Origin of the sequence: uncultured Clostridium sp., assembly GCF_910588715.1 — a bacterium.
Classification (GTDB): domain Bacteria; phylum Bacillota; class Clostridia; order Clostridiales; family Clostridiaceae; genus Clostridium.
The window spans coordinates 176,814-193,440 of record NZ_CAJURG010000002.1 but is presented as its reverse complement, the minus strand read 5'-3'; the positions used below and the strand labels follow the sequence as shown (position 1 = coordinate 193,440).

Genomic DNA, 16,627 nt, shown 5'->3' with positions numbered 1-16,627 from the left:
TTTATTTAGAAAATATCTCATAATTCATATAAACTAAAAATAAACAAAGGAGAATATGATATGAAAGTTTTAATAACTGGATTTGATCCATTTGGTGGAGAACCAATAAACCCTGCTTTAGAGGCAGTTAAGCTATTACCTGATACTATTTCAGGGGCTGAGATAATTAAGCTTGAGATTCCAACAGTATTTAGAAAGTCCTTAGAAAAAATTGAAGACGCAATAAATTTACATAAGCCTGATATAGTTATATCAATTGGTCAAGCTGGGGGTAGATTTGGTATAACTCCAGAAAGAGTTGCAATAAATATAGATGATGCTAGAATTAAAGATAATGAAGGAAATCAACCATTAGATATTTCTATATATGAAGATGGAGAGCCAGCATATTTTTCAAATTTACCAATAAAAGCTATGGTTAATGAAATGAAAATAAATGGTATTCCTGCATCCATATCTAATACAGCAGGAACATTTGTATGTAATCATGTAATGTATGGTGTATTATATTTAGTAGACAAGAAGTATCCAAATATTAGAGCAGGTTTTATACATGTTCCATATATTCCAGCACAAGTAATAGATAAACCAGAAAAACCATCTATGAGCACAATTGATATATCAAAGGGATTAGAATTAGCAATAAAAGCAGCAGTAGAAAATCAAGAAGATATAAAAGCTGTTGGTGGAGCTATTTGTTAAAATGTTAGAACCGAGAGAACAAAAGAAGATTTTTGTTTATGGTAGTTTAAGAACAGGATTCTTTAATTACAATAAATATTTATCAGGAAAAGTATCAAATGCTCAAGTTGGAAAAGTAAAGGGAAAGTTATATCATATGCCACATAAGGGATATCCAGCATTAATAGAGGGAGAAGATGTGGTAACTGGTGAAATAATGACTTTAAATGACTTTGAAGATGTAATGATTCCAATGGATAAAATGGAAAATTACTATGGGGTAAATGATAAGAGAAATGAGTATAATAGAATAGTAATGGATGTTGAGCTTTCAGATGGAAGTAAGGAAAGTTGCTATGTTTATTATTATGCTATGAATGACAAAGAAGACTTTGAGAAAAATAGTATTTATATAAATAAAGGTGATTGGAAAAAATTTATGTTAAAACAATCACTTAAATAGATTTATGTGCTCTTAAGATAAATTCATATAATAGATTTGTCTTAAGGGCCTTTTTAGATTTGACAAAGAAAAATATTAGGAATAAACTTAGGATAAATAAATTTTAAAGTAATAAATAAAATGAGGTGAAGTAAAATGGGAAACTGTAGTACATGTCCGAGTCATGGTTCTTGTGGTAAAGATGAAACACAATGTGGGATAGAAAATAATCCTGAAAATAAAATAAAAAATATAATAGCTGTAATGAGTGGTAAAGGTGGAGTAGGAAAATCTACAATGTCTGTAATGATAGCTAGACAATTAGCTCAAAGGGGGTATAGAGTAGGAATTTTAGATGCTGATATAACAGGACCTAGTATTCCAAGACTGCTTCATATAGAAGAAGAAAGAGCAAGAGGAACAGAAAGTCTTATTTTTCCAGTAGAGAGTAGCGAAGGAATTAAAGTTATGTCTTTAAATCTTGTTGTGGAAAAGGAAGATGAAGCTGTTATATGGAGAGGACCAGCTATAGTTAGTGTTGTAAAGCAATTTTGGACTGGAGTATATTGGGGGGAGCTAGATTATTTAATAATAGATATGCCACCAGGAACTGGTGATGTTCCACTAACAGTAATGCAAACTATACCTATAAAAGGTGTAGTAATGGTTTCTATTCCTCAAGATATGATTTCTATGATTGTTTCTAAATCTATAAATATGGCTAGAAAAATGAATATAGACATATTTGGTGTAATAGAAAATATGAGTTACATTAAGTGTCCAGATTGTGATAAGACTATTAAATTATTTAATGGGGAAAATACACAAAAATTCTTAAATGATATGAATGTAGAGCTTTTAGGAGAATTACCTATGCATAGAGCTATTACTAATTATGGTTCTATTGAATTAATTGAGGAAGAGGAAGAAGTAGCAGAATTATTTGATCCTATAGTTGAAAGAATAATAGAAAAATCAAAGAAAAAGCTAGTCTTATAGTATTAAAGAATTAATTTAAAATATAAATAAAGATTACTATATAAAAATAATTTTTTTATATAGTATGTTAATAAATTTTAATATAAATTAAATGGAGTTATATCATATTAAGTTGAGAATTTTTAATATTATATAACTCCTTTTTATATTTGTTTATTATTATTTTAAGATATATCTATCAGAGCTATAGTTTTCACCAATAACCTTATCATAAGTAATTAAATCTAAAATTTCATTTCTAGAATCAGAACTTTGAATACTTGGTGAATATAATGGATATTCATTCATTATATTTTTCATAGTTTTTATAAAGTCTGTATTTTTAGAATTAATTAAATCAGTAACTATATAAGGAATATAGAAGGCAGAAATAGTATTTATATCTCTATTTAAAATACTAGAATCGTAGTTATTCCATAATATATATTTTTGATTATAAATTAAATTAGCATTATCATCAGAGATACCTAACCTGTTATAAACATTATCATCAGGTGTAAAGAAAGGAAAGTGATCACCAACAAAGACAAGTAATACATCCTCATTAAATTCTTTTAACCAGTTTGTAAATTCTCGTAATTCGTAGCTAGTCCTTTTAACTCCTTCTAAATAGTATGATAATTGATCTTCACCTTCAGCCGTTTCACCGTAATAAGGTTGATGATTTTGCATAGTAGTAGCAAATATATAACTTGGATTTTCATTTTTTTGTAAAACATCTTTTATTTGATTAAAGACGCTTTTATCAGAAACATATCTTCTAAAATTTTCAGTTTCAACTGTCATATTGTCATCAAAATATAAATTATCAAATCCATATTCTGTATATAGTGTATCCCTATCGTAAAAGGTTTTACTAAAGGGATGAATATAGGCTGTATTGTATCCAAGTGATTTAAAATAGCTAGGAAATGTATCTATAATTTCTTGCTTTTTTAATAAATTTTGTGGAACTGATGGAGTATTAATGGCATAGGTTGGAAGTCCTGTTAATAATTCAAATTCAGTTCTTGTAGTATAACCACCAAAGGTTGGAACTATACAATTTCCAATATACCCTTCAGCACCTACTGCATCAAAGTTAGAATAAATAGAGTCATCAATATTTAAAGAATTAAACACTCTAAAATCACTAAATGATTCAGACATTATGAAAACTACATTAGGGAAACTTTTAGATATAGATTCTGAAGTTGTAGTTGTACCTGAGATAGATAATAGTTTTTTTATAGAATCGTAACTATAATTTTCAGGAGGATTTACTATGTCCATTAAATTTTCTGATGTAGTTTTAGTTAAATAAGGTAAAAAACCTATATCATTAAATTGTTCATTACTTTCTAATATATTAGTAGCAGCTTTAGTTTCTATTTCGAAAATTGAAAATATATTTGAAGAAATAGAAGTTGTAAGAGTAACTATTATTAATAAACTTATAAAAACACAACTAGAAACACGTTTTTTTAGTGAAAAATTTAAGGTTAAATTATTTTTGTAAGTTAAAAAAATATATAATGTTAATAATATAAAATTAATTACTAATGGATAAGTAACTTTTAAAGAGGCAAATTTTCCAACATCACTTAAGTTTTTTGTCATCAATAAATCACTTATTACCAAATGACTACCACTAGTTTTATATTTAAAATATTCAATGCAAGAAAGAATATAAAGTATACTTCCGTGAAGAATCATAGATATATAAGATTTTTTTAATACTAGAAAAACTAAAGTAAATAATATAGTGCAAATAATTATATTAAATAATAATATATTAGGTTTTTTTATTAAAAATTTTAGTGTAGTATTAAGATTTTGACAGATATTATATTCTAATAAAATTGATAAAAATAAAGGATATAATATAATTAATAAATATTTAGGTAAGTTTTTTAAGCTGAACTTCATTATTTTATAATAACCCCCTTTTTATAAAGATAGCTTAAGAAGTCATAAGAATTAAATATATTATATACTTAAAATGATTTTTTTGAAATTAGCTTAAGATAATATTAAGGGAAATTTAATAGATTTATGATTAATATTAATATTTAAAAATAATTTTAGTTACATTTTAATGAAATAGAAGGTTTAAAGCTAATAAATTACAAGTTTACAAAAGATTAAATACGTATATAATAATATAGTAAATAAAATGGAGGAGGTAATTTTGTAGTTATGAATTTAGAACAATTTATAAACAGACTTATTGAATGGCTAACTACAGAGGGAATAAAGTTAGTTATAGGATTATTTTTACTATGGGCAGGTTGGAAAATTGCTAAAAAGATAGTAAATATAATGAGCAAGACATTAGAAAAGAAAAATGTAGACATAACAATTAGAACTTTTTTAGATACTTTTGTTGAAGTAGTCTTAAAAGGGATAGTAGTTTACATATTTTTAGAGCAAGTAGGAATTAAAACAACAGGGATAGCTGCACTTTTAGCATCTGCTGGGGTTGCAATAGGACTTGCACTTCAAGGAAGTTTATCTAATTTTGCTGGTGGAGTAATAATATTATTAATAAGACCTTTTAATGTTGGAGATTATATTGAGGGGTCAGGGCATTCTGGTACTATTGAAAAAATAGGAATGTTTTATACTCATATGACAACTGTAGATAATAAACTTATACTTATTCCAAATGGTAATTTAGCAAATGGAAGTATTGTAAACTATTCAGCAAAAGAATTAAGAAGGGTAGATTTAACTTTTGGTGTTGGATATGAACAAGATGTTTTAAAGGTTAAGAGAGTATTATCTAATATTATAGATGCACATGACTTAATTTTAAAAACTCCAGAACCATTTATAGCTCTTTCTGCTCATGGAGATAGTGCTGTTAACTTTGTAGTAAGAGTTTGGGTTAATAATGGTGATTATTGGAAGGTAAATTTTGACTTACTTGAATCAGTTAAGGTTAAATTTGATGAAGAAGAAATAAGCATACCTTATCCACAAATGGATTTACATATAAAAAAGAAGGATTAGCAAAATGAAAAATATAATGGATTCACTTTTAGGTCTTTATGAGATGATGGAAAAGGACTTTGGTGAAGAAAGAAAAAAGAAAAGAAATTTTAAATATATAAGAACTTATTTCGATATGGAAGAGCATGATGGTTATACAATAGATGACCAAACTTGGGATGACTTTAATATGGATGAAGTCTTTGCAAGGCTTGATAGGACTTATAGTAGTGCAGGAGAGTCAATTTTATATAAAATGCTTAGAAATCCACTTCATGATAAGAAAAAGCTAGAAGAAAGAGATAAACTAGTTGAGACATTAAGAAGCTCTACAGATTTAAGAACAAAGCTTCAAATGGTTTATTTTAAACTAGGATATGATAAAAAAAATACATTCTTAGATATGATAATGGATTCTTTAGAAGAAAATAAAGTTAAATACTATTTATATATGTTATTTGGTAAAATTTTAATGTTTGGAACAATAATATTATCAATATTATTAAAGGAACCGATGTTGCTTTTAGGTACATTTATACTATTATGGGTTAATGTATTTATTAATGATAAGGAAAGAAAAAATGTTAAATCTCAAGGTTTAATTTATTTAAGAAATATTATAGTTTCTGCAAAAAAGATTCAAGCTATAAATGATCCTGTTATTGAAGAATATAATAATAAAATTAAAGATTTATTAAAGGAATTAAAGGTAATTGATAGAGCCACTAGAGCAATTCAATTAGCTAATACAGGTGGAGGGGTTTTTGAAGTTTTAACTATTCCATTTTTATTAGAAGAAACTGCTTTTTATAGAGTTGCTAATTTATTAGATGAGAAAAGAGAGTATATTTTAGATTTATATTATTTAATAGGTGAAATAGAAAGTTATATATCTATAGCATCATATAAAGAAGAGTTAAAGGACAAATATACTAGGCCTAACTTTGTAGATAAAGTAGGAATTAATATAGTAGATGGTGTACATCCTTTAATAAAGAATGCAGTTCCAAACTCAATAAGCTTTGAAAAAAGGGGAATTGTTTTAACAGGAACAAACATGGCTGGAAAATCCACATTTTTAAGAATGATAGGTCTTAATATTATATTTGCACAAACATTTAATTTTACATTAACTAAAAAATATGAAGCTTGTTTTTTTAACATAGTTTCATCAATAAGTCCAAGTGATGATGTTACTTTAGGAAAAAGTTATTATATGGCTGAAGCTGAAGCATTACTTAGAATAATTAAAGCATTAGATTTAGAGCTGCCTGTATTTTGTCCAATAGATGAAATATTTAGAGGAACGAATCCAATTGAGAGAATAGCATCTTCTGCTGAAATATTAAGATATATTAATAGCAAAGATAGTATATCAATTGTTGCAACCCATGATAGGGAACTTACAGATATTCTTAAAGAAAATTATGACTTTTTCTATTTTAGTGAAAAAGTAGATAATAAGGGATTAAGTTTTGATTATAAATTAAAAAGAGGAATATCTAAGACACGTAACGCCATTAAGCTTTTAGAACATATAGGTTATCCAAAAGAAATAATAAAAAAATCTTATAATAGAGCTGAAACTTTAGAAAAATATATGTAAAAATTTTAAGCTACTATAGGTAATAAATATAATTACTTATAGTAGCTTATTTTTTATTAATATAGTTATTGATTATAAAAAATAATATGTAGAAATTTAAAATATTTTAAAAAATATACAACTATTATGTAGATAAATTTTGAAAAAAATACCATAAAAAATCTATAAATTTAGAGAAAAAGCACCTATAATAATTATAGGGGTTGTAAAATGTGGAGGAGAAATTGTGAGAATAAATTGTAGATTAAAACTGGTATTTATAATAATTATAGCAATTATTGTGTTAGCTATACCTTTAGCTGCACAAGTTAATGGTAAGATTAATGAGTGTAAAATAGATAAATATATTGCAATAGGAGATGAGATTTCTTTAGATTCTAGAGAAAGTTATGATGTTAAATATGTTTCTTTAATTAAGGAGTTTTTATATTCTTTAAATGAAAATTTAGAGTATTATAATTTAAGTGAAAAGGGAATAAATTCTTCTGACTTATTAAATATAATAGAAAATAATAAGAAAAAAATAAAAGATGCAGATTTAATTACAATATCAATTGGGGGAAATAATATTTTAAATTCTGTATTGAAAAACTTAAATATAGATAAAGAATTAATTAAAAATTATAATGAAGAAGAATTTGATTCTATAATAAGTAAACATTTAAATAGTGAAAATATTAAAAATGAAATTTTAAATGAAATAAATAATTTTTCAAAAGATTTTTTAACTATTATAGAAGAAATAAAAAGTTTAGCACCTAAAGCAAGAATATATGTAAATAAAGTGTACAATCCAATTAATAAAAATGTTGATACTTATAATTTTTTTGAAAATAAAATAAATTTAATTAATGAAATTATACTTAAACATAATAATAATTATAAAATTTTAGGTTCTTATCAAGAAGTAAGTAATGATAATGTTTTAAATTTTAAAATAGAAGAAAATGAAATTAAACTTCAATTAAATAAAGTTGAACATGCAATGATAGCAACTCAAGTAATTTCTGATTTTGAAGATTATGTTAGTTTGAAGGTAGATAAAGTTACATCTAGTAATGATAATATCAAGGGGAGAACTTTGCCAAATAGTAATATAATTATTATGTCTGAAGAGGGAACTTTGGGAGTAGCTCAAGCAAATGAGGATGGAAAATTTAGAGTTAAGATTCCTAAAATGCTTTCTGGAACAAATTTAGGTATATTAGTTTATGATGAAAATATATTTTCTATATTATACAAATCAAAGAAATTAGTGGTTGAAAAAGATTTATTTACATCATAATTTTAATACTTTACTAAAGTGTTTAATAATTATAATTTGGCTTAAAAAGGGTAATACTAAATTTGAAATACTTAGGAGTAATAAAACTAAAGAAAACATTGGAGGAAAAATTTATGAAGAAAAAAGTTGTATCATTATTAATATGTTCTGCATTAATGATGGTTGAAGGTGTTACTACTTATGCACAAACTTTAAGTACTAGTCCAGCAGACAGTAATAAAGCTACAATAGAAGCACCTGCCGAAAATAAAGAGCAAAAGAAGGAAAAAGAAACTTCAAAGGCTCCAGAAGAAAAGAGTACAGAAGAAAATTGTAAAAAAACTTCTAAGGAATCATCAAATTATGATGTAGAAGAAACTTCAAGTAATCCTTGCAAAAAGAAAGAAAAAGAAGAAAAGAAAAAAGAAGAAAAGTGCAAGGAAAAATGTAAAGATAAATGCAAAGATGAAGTAAAGAAAGAAGAAACTAAGTGTAAAGATACTAAGAAAGAAGAAACTAAGACTAAATGCAGAGATGAAGAAAAAGCTAATAAAATAGAAAAATCTTCAGAAAAAGCTGCTGAATAATATATTTTAAAATATCCTAGCTTAAAATTCATAATTTTAAACTAGGATTTTTTTATTTATATTATTTAAGTTTTTCATTAGTTATAAAATATAACTTTATAAATTACTAATAGCTTCATCTAATACTTTACCAATTGAATCATTAATAACTAAATCAGCTTTGTTATCAGCAGAAGTTGAACTTTTATTTATAAGAATAAGATTTTTACCTCTGAAATAATCAATAAGTCCAGCAGCTGGGTATACAACTAAAGAAGTACCTCCAATTATTAAGGTATCAGCATTTGTAATTACATTAATAGCACCTCTAATAGTATTATCATCTAGTCCTTCTTCATAAAGAACTACATCTGGTTTAACGCTTCCATTACATTTATTACAGATTGGAACTCCAGTAGATTCTAAAATAAAATTTTCATCATAAAAGGCATGACATTTTACACAGTAATTTCTTAATACAGAGCCATGAAGTTCAAATACATTTTTAGAACCAGCAGCTTGATGGAGTCCATCTATGTTTTGTGTTATAACAGCTTTTAGCTTTCCCATTTCTTCAAGTTTAGCTAATGCTATGTGAGCCTTATTTGGATTAGCTTTAGGGTAGATTAAGTTGGATTTATAAAAATTAAAAAATTCTTCTGGATATTTAATATAAAAGCTATGAGAAACTAATTGTTCAGGAGTAAAGGTTATATTAAGTTTTTTATTAAATAGTCCATTAGAGCTTCTAAAATCAGGAATTCCAGATTCAGTAGAAACTCCAGCACCTCCAAAGAAAACTATATTATTGCTTTCTTTAAGTATTTTTGTTAGTTGTTCTATTTTATTTTCCATTAAAATATTCTCCTTTAAATTTTTATTTATTATATCATAATTAATTTAAATAAAAGAATTTAGTAAATATACTTTAATTTTAGGTAACATTATTTATTTTATTCATATAATGAACAGAGGATTTATATTAGTAAAGGGTAAATAATATGAAAAAAAATTATAAGTTAATAGGAATTATTTTTAGCATACTATTTATTTTGTTTATAAATACTATATATACAGAAAAACCTAAAGATATAATAAGTGAAAAAGAGTTAAAGGTACAAAATATTTATTTAGCTGCTAGATTACAAAAGGAAACTTATTATAGAGTAATAGTAGGAAGCTTTAAAAATAGAATTAATGCAGAAAATATGATAAATGAAATGGAAAAATTAGGATATGATTCATTTATAGTTACAGAAATGGTGAATGGAGAAAAGTTTAATAGAGTAGTGGTGGGAAGCTTTAAAGAAAAAGATAATGCAAATATTAGAGCAAAAGAGTTAAATAATTTAGGATATGATACATTTATTTGTACCTTTGAAAAAAGCCAAAGCAATATAAGTAAAGATTCAATATATTATGTTGTTATAACAGGAAGCTTTTCTAAAAGGGAAAATGCTGAAATTAGAATATCAGAATTAAAAAAGAAAGGTTATGATTGTTATATTAATTCTGAAATTATAGAAGAAAAGATATTTTACAGAGTTATAGTTGGAAGTTTTATAGAAGAAAGTAATGCAGAAAACATGGTTGAAATCTTAGTTAGTGAAGGATATGAAGCATTTATAGATATTTATGTTAAATAATTAAAGTGGTGAAGGGAAAAGCCTTCACCACTTTTTTAATGTGTTAAAATTTCAACACCAGTTTCAGTTACTAAAACGGTATATTCCCATTGTGCAGAAGGATATCCGTCTTCTGTTAAAACAGTCCAACCATCAGATTCATCAATGAATATATCATAGCTACCCATATTTATCATAGGTTCAATAGTAAATACCATACCAGGAACTAATAACATTCCAGTACCTTTTTTACCTACATGAGAAACAAAAGGAGTTTCATGGAACTCAAGTCCTATTCCATGACCACCAAATTCTCTAACAACTGAATATCCATTTGCTTCAGCATGTTTTTGTACTGCTTCTGCTATATCACCTAAGTATCCCCAAGGCTTTGCAGCCTCTAAACCTTTATCTAAACATTCCTTTGACACTTTTACTAGTTTTTCTAAATCAGGATGTACATTTCCGATTTTAAACATTCTAGAAGCATCTGAAAAATATCCATTGTATATAGTAGAAACATCTACATTAACAATATCTCCTTCTTCTAGTATTACATTTTTACTAGGAATACCATGACAAACTTCATCATTTACAGAAGTACAAACGCTTTTTGGGTATCCTTGAAAGTTAAGTGGAGCTGGAATTGCACCTTGTGATATTGTAAAATCATGAACTATAGTATTTATTTCTTCAGTTGACATTCCAGCTTTAATATTTTTACTTACTAAATCTAAAACAGCAGTATTAATAGCAGCACTTTCTTTTATCTTTTCAATTTGCTCAGGTGTTTTGATTATACTTCTAGGTGGTACTATGTGTCCTTTAAGTTTATATGAGTTTATTTTTTCATCAAATTTTAAGTGGCAATTTTTATATTTTTTATTACTGCCACACCAACAATGATCATTTCTATTAAGATTCATTTTTTTATCTCCTTGCATCTATTTGTATATTTTAATTATAGTACTTTATTAATAAAAATTAAAACTATTAATAATTAATTATTTTAATATATAAAAAGTGAAATACTAATTTATATTAGTAATTTTATATTTTATAATATAATTAAAATAAATAAAAGGGGAAATATTTATGGATAATTATGCATCGAATAGAAAAAAGTATTTATATATTTTTTCTGAAATTATAGGAATATTATTAATTTTATACTATTTATTATTAAAATTAATGTTTGGGTTTGTGGCTTTTTCTAGTGTATTTTTTATGTTAGGAGTTATTTTACTTATTTATGGATTTGTTGAATTAAAGTTTAAAATAGATATCTGGGGACACATTCCTAAAGTATTAAAAATAATAATAACAACTTTATTTGCTATTGGATTAGTTATATTTATAGGTATAGAAAGTTTAATAATTTATAATGGATATCATCATGATGTTGAAAGGCCAGATTATGTAGTTGTTTTAGGGGCTGGACTAAGGGGAAATACAATAAGTGCTTCATTGTTATATAGATTAGAAACAGCGTTAGATTTTCATGAGATGTATCCAGATGTTAAAATAGTTGTATCTGGAGGTCAAGGAGAAGGGGAGAGCATGTCTGAAGCATTAGCAATGAGAAATTTTTTAGTTGATAATGGTGTCGATCCAAATTTAATTATAATGGAAAACAAATCAACAAATACTTATGAGAATTTTTTATACACTAAAAATGTTTTAGAAAAGGAGACTGGAAAGAAGGATTTTAAAATAACTATAATATCTAATAATTTTCACATGTATAGAGCTAAGATTTTAGCAAAGGAAGTTGGTTTTAACACATATAGTTATTCAGCACCATCAAATAAACTTTTAGAGTTAGTATTTTATACTAGAGAATTTTTTGCAGTTATAAAAGCCTATATATTTAAGCAGTAAATATTTGTTTAGTGGTTTTAAGTTTAATATAATTATTATAAAATTATATATTTTAAGAAGTAGTTAATAAAATAGGGACGTATTTTTACGTCTCTATTTTAAAATATAAAGTTATTGGGGGTATTAAAATGTATATCATAGAAACTAATAATTTGTGCAAATCCTATGGGAAAAGTAGGGGGATAATAAATGTAAATTTAAAAGTAAAAGAGGGAGAAATATTTGGGTTTGTAGGACCAAATGGAGCAGGAAAATCAACTACTATTAGAGCTCTTTTAAATTTTATTTTTCCAACTTCAGGAACAGCTAAAATATTAGGGAAAGATATAGTTAAAGAAAGTAATGAAATTAAAAAGTATGTTGGGTATGTTCCAAGTGAAGTTAAGTTTTATGATGAAGTTAAGGTAAACAATATAATAAAATATTCATCAAGTTTTTATAATGGAGTAAATAAGGAAGAGGTAGAAAGACTTTATAAAATATTAGACGTTGATGTTGATAAAAAGATGTCAGAGCTTTCACTAGGAAATAAGAAAAAGGTTGCTATAGTACAGGCTTTGATTCATAAGCCAAAGTTATTGATATTAGATGAGCCTACTAATGGGTTAGATCCATTAATTCAAAAAAGATTATTTGAATTATTAGAAGAAGCTAAGAAAAACGGAACTACAGTATTTTTATCCTCTCACAACTTAGTTGAGATAGAAAAGTTTTGTGATAGAGTTGCTGTTATTAAAGATGGAAAAATAATTGATACTATTGTTATGGACAAGTTATATAATAATTTAGGATTAAAAGTAGTTATAAAATCAAATGAAATAAATGAAGAGAAAATAAAAGAAATGGGAGGAGATATAACTTTTAGAGATAAAGATGAATTTATTTTTAGTTATAGCAATAGTATTGATAGTTTAATAAAGGAACTTTCAAGATATAAAATAGAAAAGTTATTGATTAGCGAGAAAACATTTGAGGATATGTTTATGAATTATTATGAAATAAAGGGAGAAAAATAATATGAATATTTTTAAGTTTGAATTTAATAGGTTGTTAAAAGGTGCTATTATTTGGTCTTTAATATGCAGTATTTTAGTTATAATGTTTATGTTGTTTTTTCCAAGCATGAAGGAAATGGGTTTTCAAGATTTGGTAGGAGCAAAAATAAAAATGCTTCCACAGGAATTTTTAGAGGCTTTTAATATAAATGGTTCAATGGATTTTAGTAATATTTATGATTTTTCTGCTTATGTTCTTCAATATATAGTAATGGCAGGAGGAATATATGCAGCGATACTTGGAGTATCTGCTTTATCAAAGGAAGAAAGTGAAGGAACTATTGAATTTTTATATTCTAAGCCAGTAAGCAGAAAGAATATAGTTACATCAAAAATTTTAGCAAATGTAGTTATATTTTTTATGTTTATAGTTATAGTTGGGATTATAACTATGATTATATCTGTAATGGTAAAGCCAGAAGATATTAAAGCAATGGAATTAATTATGAAAATTAAAAATCTATATATTGGCATGATATTAATAGGATATATATTTATGTCAATTGGATTTTTAATGTCTACTTTTATAAAGTCTTCAAAGAAAGCTATATCTATAGCTTTAGGTGTATTTTTTTCAAGCTACGTAATAGGAGTTTTTTCTAAGTTGCAAGATAGACTTAAAAATCTTATTTATTTATCTCCTTTTGATTATGCATCTCCAGCAGAAGTAATTAAAAATGGATTTGAAACAAAATTTATTGTGATAGGATTAATTATAATAGTAATTTCAATAATTTTAACTTACAGTATATATAATAAAAAGGATCTTAATATATAAATTTTATTGAAAAATATCATCAACATTATGTCTGATGGTATTTTTTCTTATAAATAAAAATATAAATGAATAAAAACATAAATAATAATAAATATTAATAAATGGAAGTTTTTTTATAAATTCTAAAAATTAAAAAAGAGAGGAGGGTTTTATGAGCAATAAATTTATATTTAATGAATCTATAAATGATATAGTTAAAAAAAGAAAATCTATAAGAACTTACAATACAGAAGAAATATCAAGTGAAATAGTTGGAAAGCTTAATGATTATATAAATGAAGTAAAAGGACCTTTTAAAGAAAGTATAACATTTAAAATATTAGATTCTAAAGAACATATAAATGGTGCAAGACTTGGAACTTATGGAATGATTAAAGGTGCAAGAAAGTTTATAGTAGCAAAGGTAAAAGAAGGACAGCATTCTTTAGAAGAATTAGGCTATGAAATGGAATCTTTAGTTTTATATGCAACATCCATAGGATTAGGTACATGCTGGCTAGGGGGTACTTTTAAGAAGGGACAATTTGCAAAAGCAATGGAAGTTGAAGAAGGCGAGGTATTACCAATAGTATTACCTATAGGATATGCAAAAGAAAAGAAAAGTTTAATTGATAAGACCATGAGGTTTATATCAAAATGTGATAAAAGAAAACAGTGGAATGAAATATTTTATTTTAGGGATTTTTCATGTCCACTAACTAAGCACTACACATTAGATGGATTTGAGGATATGTTTGAAAATGTAAGGTTAGCGCCATCAGCAGTTAATAAACAACCTTGGAGAATTGTTAAATCAGGTGATGAATTTTATTTTTATGTAAATGAAGATAAGGAAGAAAAGAAAAATTCTGTTTATGATATTAAAAGAATTGATATGGGAATTGCAATGTGTCATTTTGAGTTAACTTGCAAGGAACATGGAATAAAAGGAAGCTTTAAGATAAATGAACCTAATATTAATGGTATGCCAAATAACTATAAATATATAGCAACTTGGGTAAAAGAATAAAAAAAGTATAAAATTTATGGAGGGGTTTATTTTTATGGGTGTATGGGGATTAGATATTTATGATGATGATTTAGCTGCAGATATAAAAGATGAATTTCAAGGATATTTAGATGAAGGAATGGATGAGGAAGAGGCAATAAATGAAGTTATTTCAAATAATGATGACTTAATTGAGGAAAGTGAAGCAAGTGGAACTTTTATATTAACTGTAGCTTTACTAGCTAAGGAAAATCAAGTTACTAATAAGAAAATAAATAAATTATTAAAAGACTTAAAAAATAATAATGATTATTGGGAATATTTAAAAGAGGATTCTTTGGAATTATATGAAGTTAGAATGGATTTGTTTAGGGAGTTAACTTAATTAAATAATTATGTAAAGGTTATCTAAAGCTATAGGCGTATTTAAAAATAGAAAATGGATAAAATAAATATACAAAATTATTTTAAAAATTTGGAGGCTTTAAATATGGCTTTTGAGAAACTTGAAAAAAAGGTAAATCAAATTAGTAAAAAGATTAAACAAGGAAGGCTTTCACAAGAAATAGGTGATGAAATTAGTAATGTAATTAACGACATTGAGGATATTGGAGAAGAAGCTAAAGAGAAATTTAAAGATGCATTAGAAAATATGAAATCTTCATTAAAGAAAATGAAATAGTAAAAAATAAAATGGTATAAAGAAATTTAAATTAATTTCTTTATACCATTTATTTTTATTAATTTATGGAAAATATTAACAAAATAAAAAGCATATGTTACTATAAAAATATATTTGTATAATTTGAAAAAATAATTTTCAAGGAGGGAAATATGAATAGAAAGTATGAAATTATAACAAGTATTTTAGTAGTAATAGTAATTATAGGAGCTTTAATTTTTGCAGGAAAAAGAGGAGTGTTAAAAGAACATAGTAATATATTTAATTGGAATAACAAAGAAAATTATAATGATGATGAATCTATTAAAGAATTTATTCCAAGTGATGGAATAGTAAATTTTAATTTAGATTTACCAAATACATCTTTAGAAATAATGAGTACACAAGAAAAAAGTGTTAAAGTAGAATGTATTTCTTATGGAAAAAATAAATATTATATAAATCAAAATGGAGATAACGTAGTTGTTAAAAAGAAAAAAAGATTTTCTATATTTAATAAAGATAAGGGAAAAGTTAAAATATTAGTTCCAGAAGAAGTATTATCAACTTATGATGCTGAAATGAGCAATGGTTCAGTAAAGATATCTAATATTAATATTCAAGATATAGATGTAGAAACAAGTAATGGAAATGTAAATATTGAAAACTTAAATGTAAAAAATGATATTCAAATTGATTCTTCAAACGGTAAAATAAATGCAAAAAATTTAGTTGCAAATGATATTGAATTTGACTCTAGTAATAGTGAAATAGTATTAGAAAACGTTAAGGGCAATGATATTAATATAGATACATCAAATGCTAGAATAAGTGTAAATGAATGTATAGGAGATAAAATAGAATTAGATACATCAAATGCTCAAATTAAAGCTGTTGAATGTTATGCAAGAGAAATAATATTAGACACCTCAAATGGAGATGTTACATTAGAAAATTTAAAAGATAAAGCTTTTATTATAGATAAATTAAAGGTTGATACAAGTAATGGAGAAAAAAATATTAATGCTAATTATAATAGTTTAAAATAAAGTAATACTAATATTTAAATAGGTATATAATTATATAAAGATTATATAAATTTATTGGA

18 protein-coding genes are annotated in these 16,627 nt (G+C 25.2%); 15 read left to right on the top strand and 3 right to left on the bottom strand.

Going from position 1 to position 16,627, the window contains the following annotated elements:
• Nucleotides 1–60 precede the first annotated feature (60 nt).
• The 3 genes from pcp (at nucleotide 61) to QZ321_RS05615 (ending at nucleotide 2,122) form a co-directional block, all read left to right on the top strand.
• The gene (pcp, locus tag QZ321_RS05625) at nucleotides 61–702 is read left to right on the top strand and encodes a pyroglutamyl-peptidase I (protein WP_291746919.1); all 642 of its coding nucleotides are present in this window, start codon (nucleotides 61–63) and stop codon (nucleotides 700–702) included.
• A gap of 1 nt (nucleotide 703) precedes the next feature.
• Entirely contained in the window at nucleotides 704–1,144 is a 441-nt protein-coding gene (locus tag QZ321_RS05620) for a gamma-glutamylcyclotransferase family protein (protein WP_291746921.1), read from the top strand.
• A gap of 135 nt (nucleotides 1,145–1,279) precedes the next feature.
• Nucleotides 1,280–2,122: an Mrp/NBP35 family ATP-binding protein gene (locus tag QZ321_RS05615; RefSeq protein ID WP_291740381.1), complete on the top strand. Its 843-nt coding sequence runs from the start codon at nucleotides 1,280–1,282 to the stop codon at nucleotides 2,120–2,122.
• A 159-nt stretch (nucleotides 2,123–2,281) separates the two neighbouring features.
• Here the strand turns inward: QZ321_RS05615 and QZ321_RS05610 are convergent, their stop codons facing one another.
• Complete coding sequence (locus QZ321_RS05610) at nucleotides 2,282–4,030, bottom strand: LTA synthase family protein (protein WP_291746922.1); 1,749 nt, start codon at nucleotides 4,028–4,030, stop codon at nucleotides 2,282–2,284.
• A 270-nt stretch (nucleotides 4,031–4,300) separates the two neighbouring features.
• On the opposite strand from QZ321_RS05610, the gene QZ321_RS05605 reads away from it, so the two are divergent.
• From QZ321_RS05605 to QZ321_RS05590, 4 genes are all read left to right on the top strand, one after another.
• Complete coding sequence (locus QZ321_RS05605; protein WP_291746925.1) at nucleotides 4,301–5,116, top strand: mechanosensitive ion channel domain-containing protein; 816 nt, start codon at nucleotides 4,301–4,303, stop codon at nucleotides 5,114–5,116.
• Nucleotides 5,117–5,132: 16 nt separating this feature from the next.
• A complete protein-coding gene (locus tag QZ321_RS05600; RefSeq protein WP_291746948.1) occupies nucleotides 5,133–6,701 on the top strand; it encodes a DNA mismatch repair protein MutS in 1,569 nt (522 codons plus the stop codon).
• A 226-nt stretch (nucleotides 6,702–6,927) separates the two neighbouring features.
• Nucleotides 6,928–7,986, top strand: coding sequence for a hypothetical protein (locus QZ321_RS05595; protein WP_291746927.1), 1,059 nt, complete (start codon nucleotides 6,928–6,930; stop codon nucleotides 7,984–7,986).
• A gap of 113 nt (nucleotides 7,987–8,099) precedes the next feature.
• Nucleotides 8,100–8,552, top strand: coding sequence for a hypothetical protein (locus QZ321_RS05590; RefSeq protein WP_291746929.1), 453 nt, complete (start codon nucleotides 8,100–8,102; stop codon nucleotides 8,550–8,552).
• 96 nt (nucleotides 8,553–8,648) lie between these two features.
• Here the strand turns inward: QZ321_RS05590 and QZ321_RS05585 are convergent, their stop codons facing one another.
• On the bottom strand, nucleotides 8,649–9,386 hold the full coding sequence (locus QZ321_RS05585) for an NAD-dependent protein deacylase (protein ID WP_291746931.1): 738 nt from the start codon (nucleotides 9,384–9,386) through the stop codon (nucleotides 8,649–8,651).
• Between the two features lie 146 nt (nucleotides 9,387–9,532).
• Here QZ321_RS05585 and QZ321_RS05580 point away from each other — a divergent pair, with 146 nt between their 5' ends.
• Complete coding sequence (locus QZ321_RS05580) at nucleotides 9,533–10,177, top strand: SPOR domain-containing protein (RefSeq protein WP_291746934.1); 645 nt, start codon at nucleotides 9,533–9,535, stop codon at nucleotides 10,175–10,177.
• Between the two features lie 35 nt (nucleotides 10,178–10,212).
• On the opposite strand, the gene QZ321_RS05575 is transcribed toward QZ321_RS05580, so the two are convergent.
• Nucleotides 10,213–11,082, bottom strand: a complete 870-nt coding sequence (locus tag QZ321_RS05575) for a methionyl aminopeptidase (RefSeq protein ID WP_291742305.1) — start codon at nucleotides 11,080–11,082, stop codon at nucleotides 10,213–10,215.
• A gap of 169 nt (nucleotides 11,083–11,251) precedes the next feature.
• Here QZ321_RS05575 and QZ321_RS05570 point away from each other — a divergent pair, with 169 nt between their 5' ends.
• From QZ321_RS05570 to QZ321_RS05540, 7 genes are all read left to right on the top strand, one after another.
• Nucleotides 11,252–12,037 (top strand): YdcF family protein, encoded by a 786-nt coding sequence (locus tag QZ321_RS05570; protein ID WP_291746936.1) that lies wholly within the window; start codon nucleotides 11,252–11,254, stop codon nucleotides 12,035–12,037.
• Nucleotides 12,038–12,165: 128 nt separating this feature from the next.
• Entirely contained in the window at nucleotides 12,166–13,053 is an 888-nt protein-coding gene (locus QZ321_RS05565; protein ID WP_291746939.1) for an ABC transporter ATP-binding protein, read from the top strand.
• A gap of 1 nt (nucleotide 13,054) precedes the next feature.
• Nucleotides 13,055–13,870, top strand: coding sequence for an ABC transporter permease subunit (locus tag QZ321_RS05560; protein ID WP_291746941.1), 816 nt, complete (start codon nucleotides 13,055–13,057; stop codon nucleotides 13,868–13,870).
• Between the two features lie 151 nt (nucleotides 13,871–14,021).
• The gene (locus tag QZ321_RS05555) at nucleotides 14,022–14,879 is read left to right on the top strand and encodes a nitroreductase family protein (protein ID WP_291742318.1); all 858 of its coding nucleotides are present in this window, start codon (nucleotides 14,022–14,024) and stop codon (nucleotides 14,877–14,879) included.
• A 34-nt stretch (nucleotides 14,880–14,913) separates the two neighbouring features.
• On the top strand, nucleotides 14,914–15,243 hold the full coding sequence (locus QZ321_RS05550) for a DUF4259 domain-containing protein (RefSeq protein WP_291746943.1): 330 nt from the start codon (nucleotides 14,914–14,916) through the stop codon (nucleotides 15,241–15,243).
• A 105-nt stretch (nucleotides 15,244–15,348) separates the two neighbouring features.
• Complete coding sequence (locus tag QZ321_RS05545; RefSeq protein ID WP_291742323.1) at nucleotides 15,349–15,540, top strand: hypothetical protein; 192 nt, start codon at nucleotides 15,349–15,351, stop codon at nucleotides 15,538–15,540.
• A gap of 152 nt (nucleotides 15,541–15,692) precedes the next feature.
• On the top strand, nucleotides 15,693–16,568 hold the full coding sequence (locus QZ321_RS05540; RefSeq protein WP_291746945.1) for a DUF4097 family beta strand repeat-containing protein: 876 nt from the start codon (nucleotides 15,693–15,695) through the stop codon (nucleotides 16,566–16,568).
• Nucleotides 16,569–16,627: the final 59 nt, after the last annotated feature.